At 36.1% G+C, this 6,280-nt stretch carries 6 protein-coding genes; 4 read left to right on the plus strand and 2 right to left on the minus strand.

Annotated elements, in window-relative coordinates; translation table 11 throughout:
* Positions 1 to 338: 338 nt before the first annotated feature.
* Positions 339 to 1,103: a glucosaminidase domain-containing protein gene (locus V7147_RS15775; protein ID WP_335368792.1), complete on the minus strand. Its 765-nt coding sequence runs from the start codon at positions 1,101 to 1,103 to the stop codon at positions 339 to 341.
* Between the two features lie 317 nt (positions 1,104 to 1,420).
* Here V7147_RS15775 and V7147_RS15780 point away from each other — a divergent pair, with 317 nt between their 5' ends.
* From V7147_RS15780 to V7147_RS15790, 3 genes are all read left to right on the plus strand, one after another.
* Positions 1,421 to 1,942, plus strand: coding sequence for a hypothetical protein (locus V7147_RS15780; RefSeq protein WP_335368793.1), 522 nt, complete (start codon positions 1,421 to 1,423; stop codon positions 1,940 to 1,942).
* A 142-nt stretch (positions 1,943 to 2,084) separates the two neighbouring features.
* Positions 2,085 to 2,822 (plus strand): NUDIX domain-containing protein, encoded by a 738-nt coding sequence (locus V7147_RS15785; RefSeq protein ID WP_335368794.1) that lies wholly within the window; start codon positions 2,085 to 2,087, stop codon positions 2,820 to 2,822.
* A 65-nt stretch (positions 2,823 to 2,887) separates the two neighbouring features.
* On the plus strand, positions 2,888 to 3,502 hold the full coding sequence (locus tag V7147_RS15790; RefSeq protein WP_335368795.1) for a YitT family protein: 615 nt from the start codon (positions 2,888 to 2,890) through the stop codon (positions 3,500 to 3,502).
* Positions 3,503 to 3,542: 40 nt separating this feature from the next.
* Here V7147_RS15790 and V7147_RS15795 read toward each other — a convergent pair whose 3' ends face one another.
* The gene (locus V7147_RS15795; protein WP_335368796.1) at positions 3,543 to 5,027 is read right to left on the minus strand and encodes an aldehyde dehydrogenase family protein; all 1,485 of its coding nucleotides are present in this window, start codon (positions 5,025 to 5,027) and stop codon (positions 3,543 to 3,545) included.
* A gap of 502 nt (positions 5,028 to 5,529) precedes the next feature.
* On the opposite strand from V7147_RS15795, the gene V7147_RS15800 reads away from it, so the two are divergent.
* Positions 5,530 to 5,973: a hypothetical protein gene (locus V7147_RS15800; RefSeq protein WP_335368797.1), complete on the plus strand. Its 444-nt coding sequence runs from the start codon at positions 5,530 to 5,532 to the stop codon at positions 5,971 to 5,973.
* Positions 5,974 to 6,280: the final 307 nt, after the last annotated feature.

The raw sequence follows: 6,280 nt of genomic DNA on the forward strand, positions 1-6,280 counted from the left end.
AAAATACCCAATTACATTTTTTCTTCTGTGATAACTATTATGCTTTTTGAAATCGGCATATGTTAAAGTTCCTGAGACTGAAACTTTTTCGTTTTTACTTGCTGTCACCATTTTCCCTCCTAAAAACTATTTTCTCTATATTAACTTTTACTATTTTAACATTCTTTAATTGAAAATTTACAACTTTATTCAAACGGTTGCTTAAATGGGGTTATTTTGTTAAGGATTTTGCAAATTATTTTATCACTATCCTAGGGGGATTTATGTAGGATTTAAGAAGTTAACTAAAAGGACCGAACATATTTGTACGTCTAATATGTTCGGTCCTTTCATTTATTTTAAGCTTGTTCAGCTTTTACATCGTTCATGATGGATACTATATTCTTTACCCAGTGGTTATTTAGTCCAGTGGCATCATTGTCTGCTTCACTTGGTGCGTATACTGTTTGGATTTCACCAATTGTTTCATTGCCGTTTTCTACATAATATTGTTTTAAATAAATCGCCTTAAATCGGATACTATCTTCGATTGAAAGAAACTTTTGCCAATCTGTTCCACCATCAACTAATTGCCCACAACCAGGGTTTGGGTAATCTTCACCAAAGATATCTGCATAAATATCGGGCATACAAGTAATCCCCCCAATATTATTCCATGGAGAACTAGCGATTTCAGAATTGCCCCAACCGGTCTCCTGAGCAGCTAATGCAGCTAAAAATATAGGATCAATATCTTGCTCTTCGCCTGATTTTACAAAGTTAGGTCCTAAACCTTTTAAATTCCCCTTTAAATGCTTGTCTAGTTCTTGGCCGGAAATAGTATTTTCCTGTTCAACATTATAATTTTGCGAAGCCATTTGAACAGGCTTATATTGTACAGGCTGACTTTTTTGTTCTTGCTGATTTGTTTTTTCATCCTCAATCTTTTGTTCTTGCTGATTTATTTTTTCTTTCTTTATTTCCTGAGCTTGATTGTTCTTTTTTTCAATAGTTTCAGCATTTGAATGATGGATTGTAGCAAAAACACTGATTCCCATTATGAATAGAACTCCAATTAAATAGAGAAGGGAATGTTTCTTTTTCGCAAGAGTTGAGATTTTCAATATATCCTACCTCCTTCATAAGACCATTGTCCTACTCGAAAACTATCCTAACATAATAAAATGACAATCATGTTACAAAGATGTTATAGCCAGTTTATAAAAATATGACAGTCCTAATGGATTTGCAAATATGCTATGAGTCTAGTATAATGGGAAACTGTATGTTTGTTGTTAAAAACGTAAATATTTTCCATTTTTATCAATAAAATGGAAGTAAATTGCAGCGTAGGATCAAAGACTAAGTACGCCACTTTCTGTGGCAACGTCTTTGTGACCCACCTCTTGTGGGCCTAAATATTCAATGAAAGGTGTTTGTAATGTATTTTCAAAGTTTGCTAATGAAAGAGGATCTGAAAAAGAACCCGTCAGAGGTCAAACAGGATTTAGAGGATTTACAGTTCCAGATTTATCGCATGCAGGACAATATTAAAGAAATTTCAAAAAAACATCAAATCATCGGGATTGACCAATCGAAGGATGAAAAATGGGTAATAGTTTCAGCCTTTGATGATGGAAATCGATGTCAAATCATGGTGAACGATTGTGAATCAGCCTATAAAGGTCACTGGGATTTTTCAATTCATGCTCAGTACAAAGATGAAGAAAATGCGATTCACATCGGTGATATAAGAGGACCAGAGAACCAAGGCTATGGTTCAATCTGCATGAATCATTTAAAAGAAATCGCTCGTGAACAAAACATTCCTGTGATTAAAGGTGATATAGCAAAAAGAGACTGGGATCACGTCGACCGCCTCGTCTATTTTTATGAAAAACACGATTTCGAAGTTGAAATCGATCCTACAACAAAATCGGGTGAAATTATTTGGAGAGATTAATCAAAATAAAAAAGGTCTGCTTACCATTTATGATGAGGTAAAGCAGGCCTTTTTATTTTAGAAAAAATTTACTCCTGTCCAACCGTATGAAAACCTTTCGCGTATGATACTTTATCACATGCCAAAAGGAATGAAATAATATATGCTTTATAAAAGAATCACGTACCGGATCGAACCTAATCAAGTTTCTCAATATGCTCGATTTTTGAATGATCACTTTATTCCGATTCAAATAAAAAGCGGAGCAAAACTAATTGGGCAATGGCAAAATGAATCTAATAAGGAAATGATATCGATTTGGGAGTACCCAAATTTGGACGAGTATTTGAAGATCGAAAAAAGAGTTCAAAAAGAGAAACAGAAACTAGAGGGATTTCAAGAGCTTAACTTAGATTGTGACGAGGAATTTTTATCCTCTACAGGTACCTATGAATCACCAAAGCATACGGTTAGTGTAAGTGGCTTTATAACCAATCAAAATCAGGAAACACTTTTAGTAAAGACCTATTGGCGATCAGATACTTGGGAGCTACCAGGTGGAGGCGTTGATGAAGGGGAAACATTAGATAAGGCACTTTGTAGGGAAATATTTGAGGAAACAGGTGTTCAGGTAAGTATACATGGTGTAACTGGCGTATATTCAAACGGAAGTGTAGTTACAATTGTTTTTCTTGGAGAGTATGTCGGAGGTCGTTTGACAACCTCTAGCGAAACAAAAGAAGTAGCATTTGTAAAATTAGATGAATCAAATTTTGATGAATATATTAAAAGGCCAAAATTTAAACCACGCGTTCTCGATGCACTAAAAGGAGATTATGTGCCATATGAAGCTTTTAAAGTGAGACCGTATGAATTACTCGCAAGATATGAAGGGGACTAACTATTGTTATACTTGGAAAAATAATGTTACCATTATAGCAGATTTAGGACTTAGGAGCATTCATGATGAAAATACTTAACAAGGGTTTAATACTTGGAATTGCAGCGATAATTCAAGGCTTTGCGATGGCAACATTTCTATTTCCGCATTTTATTCCAACCGGGGGAGCGGCAAGTGTTGCAGTCTTGTTTAATTATGTAGCGGGTACTCCATTTGAAATTACGCTTTGGGTACTTAATGCTGGCCTTTTATTTGCAGCCATTAAGTGGCTTGGTAAGGGAACAGCCATTTGGACGTTGTATTGTGTAACAGTAACAGCGGTCACGATTCGCATCCTCACTCCGTTTATAACAAATCCCATTTCGAATGTAATCGTTGATTTACTTGTGGGATCGAGCATTTTTGGAGTAGGGATCGGGATATTATTTCGAATGGGCGCCTCATCGGGTGGAATGGATATTTTAGCTCTGATTATTTCAAAATTAAAAGGATATTCACCAGGGAAAACTTTGTTTGTAATTAATGGTACGATTTTGCTTACCACTGGTCTTGTGGTGGATTGGAGAATTATTATTTATGCGATTGTTGGACAATTCATCAGCACTAGGATTTTAGATCTCGTGTGTAAGGTGCAATTGCCAAAACAGCTTGGTCGTAAAACGAACACAACAATTAGTTAACAAGAAGGCGAGAACCGATCAGGTTCTCGCCTTCTTTTAATTAGTTCATTGCAATCCAAACACTCTTGACTTCTGTGTAGTTATTTAGGGCATAGGATCCCATTTCACGGCCAATTCCTGATTGCTTATAACCTCCGAATGGAGAAGCAGCATCAAATGCGTTATAACAGTTCACCCAGACTGTTCCAGCTCGTAGATTGTTCGCGATATAATGAGCTTTCGATACATCTTGAGTCCACACACCAGCTGCAAGACCATACTCTGAACTGTTTGCACGTGCAATTAATTCATCAAGGTCATCATATGGCATTGCTGAAATAACTGGACCAAAGATTTCCTCTTTTGCAATTGTCATTTCATCCTTAACATTCGCAAAAATAGTTGGAGAAACGAAGTAGCCTTCTTCGTAAGGTTTTTGACCACCTACTACTAGTTCTGCACCTTCATTAATCCCTTTTTCGATGTATCCTAAAACGCGATTTTGTTGTTCAATCGAAACAAGTGGTCCAATTTCTGTATCAGAGTGAAGACCAGCACCTTGTTTGATTTTTTCAGCATGGCTTGCCATGTCTGCCACAACATTATCAAATTGTTTCTTTTGGATAAAGACACGTGATCCCGCACAACAAACCTGACCTTGGTTGAACATAACTCCATTTAACGCACCAGGAATGGCCTTTGATAGATCAGCATCTGGTAAAATAATATTTGGAGATTTTCCACCTAATTCTAATGTCACCCGTTTTAATGATTTAGAAGCTCTTTCCATGATTGATTTTCCAACTTCTGTTGAACCAGTGAATGCAATTTTATCAACCAATGGGTGATCCACAAGCGGCTGACCAGCTGTTTCACCAAATCCAGGAACGATATTCACAACTCCTGCTGGGAATCCTGCTTCTTCCATTAACTCTGCTAAATAAAGAGCAGAAAGCGGAGTTTGTTCAGCGGGCTTTAATACAACTGTACAACCAGTTGCAAGAGCTGCACCAAGCTTCCACATTGCCATTAATAGAGGGAAGTTCCATGGGATGATTTGTCCCACAACACCAACGGCTTCATGGCGAGTATAGTTAAAGAATGGTCCATTTACAGGGATCGTTTGTCCCACGATTTTCGTAGACCATCCAGCATAGTAACGCATATGTTCAATTGCTAGAGGAATATCTGCATTTGACGTTTCACGAATCGGTTTTCCATTATCCAATGTTTCCAATTGTGCTAGCTCATCTTTATGTAGCTCCATCAAATCTGCCAGTTTATACATGATACGGCTTCTTTGGGCTGCGGTCATTTTTTGCCAAGGACCTTCGTCAAAAGCTTTGCGGGCTGCTTTTACAGCACGATCGATATCTTCTGGACCTGCTTCGCTCACAGTTGCTAATACTTCTCCTGTGGCAGGGTTATAGGATTCGAAGGTTTTTCCAGAAGCACTTTCAACAAATTCTCCATTGATATAAAGCTTCTTTGTCCCGTTTAAAAATGACTCAACCTTTTCTCGTAATGCAAAAATTAATTGGCTCATTTTTTTCCTCCTTATTTTAAAAACTAGTATACAAGCGTTGTGAAAACACCTACAATACAATGTTAACATTTTGAAACTAGTAATCAACTAACTTTTAACAATAGATTCCGACAGTTCGCGACAACATTTTTCGACGTAAAAAGAATTTATTAGGAAGTGGTGGGAGGTTAGGCATTCGAATTGATGGATAGACGTAAAAATTCCGCTTAATTGGAAAATATGACGAAAGAGAGCAGAAATAGACGGAGAGAATCCGCCTATCGATTCGAAAAATTTGAAAATGAGGGATTTTACTTTGGATAGTCGGAAAAACTCCGCTTATATACACAGAAACGAGCCCCATTTTACAAATAACCGGAAAACCTCCGTCAATTTTTGGTCGCTAGTTAACGTCAAACTTTTAAAGGTAAGTGGAAAATTTATGTTAAAATAAATATATAGAATATTCAATTAATATTAAAAGGTGGAATCTATTACTAAATTGATTGAAGGAGGTTATATTATGTATCACAATTGGTCAAAAACGGGCCTGAAATTATTATGGGTTGTAGGTTTATTTGGGTTAATAATTATCGTTTACCATTTAGAACTGACAATTAAACAAACAGTTAGCGAAACATATAATCCATTGCCTTTAATTTGGTTTGATTCAATTGTAGCTATTTTGTTTGGGGTTTACATTGCTATACTTTTCGTAAAAGTGCGGTCGTTTAAAATCAATAAATCATTATTACTTTGCATAACCCTTCCTTGTCTACTTATTTCATTTCTTCATCCTATCTTATTTACTTTAGCTTCTAATACAACCTTTACTTCTTTCTTTAGCAATGAACCGCTTCCGTTTTGGCTGTTTATATTATTAGAATCTTCTAGAATTCCTTCAATTGTTACTGGCTTGACTTTAATCGTTGGTTTGTTCCAAACTACTCAACATTCAAAAAATTAGCGGGTGTGTTAAAACAATAAGGAAAGTAAAAAATGTTCAGAAGTTTTTTCAGGGCATTTTTACTTGCGATTTATACTGCTTTTTTCTCTCCCAAAACGGAGCCCGTATCCCGTTCATGTAAAATTAGACTTTTTGTATGGGAACTTTCTTAACGTTGTAATAAAGAACAGATATAATAGAAAATGAATAGGACCTATATGGTAAAATTTAGGGGTGCAAATAATGAAAGATATTTCGATATTAATTGCTGATGATGAAGAGGAAATTGCTGATTTAGTTGCCTTTCATTTAGAAAAAGAAGGGTACT

The organism is Bacillus sp. JJ1521 (assembly GCF_036965165.1).
Taxonomy (GTDB): Bacteria; Bacillota; Bacilli; order Bacillales; family Bacillaceae_L; genus Ferdinandcohnia.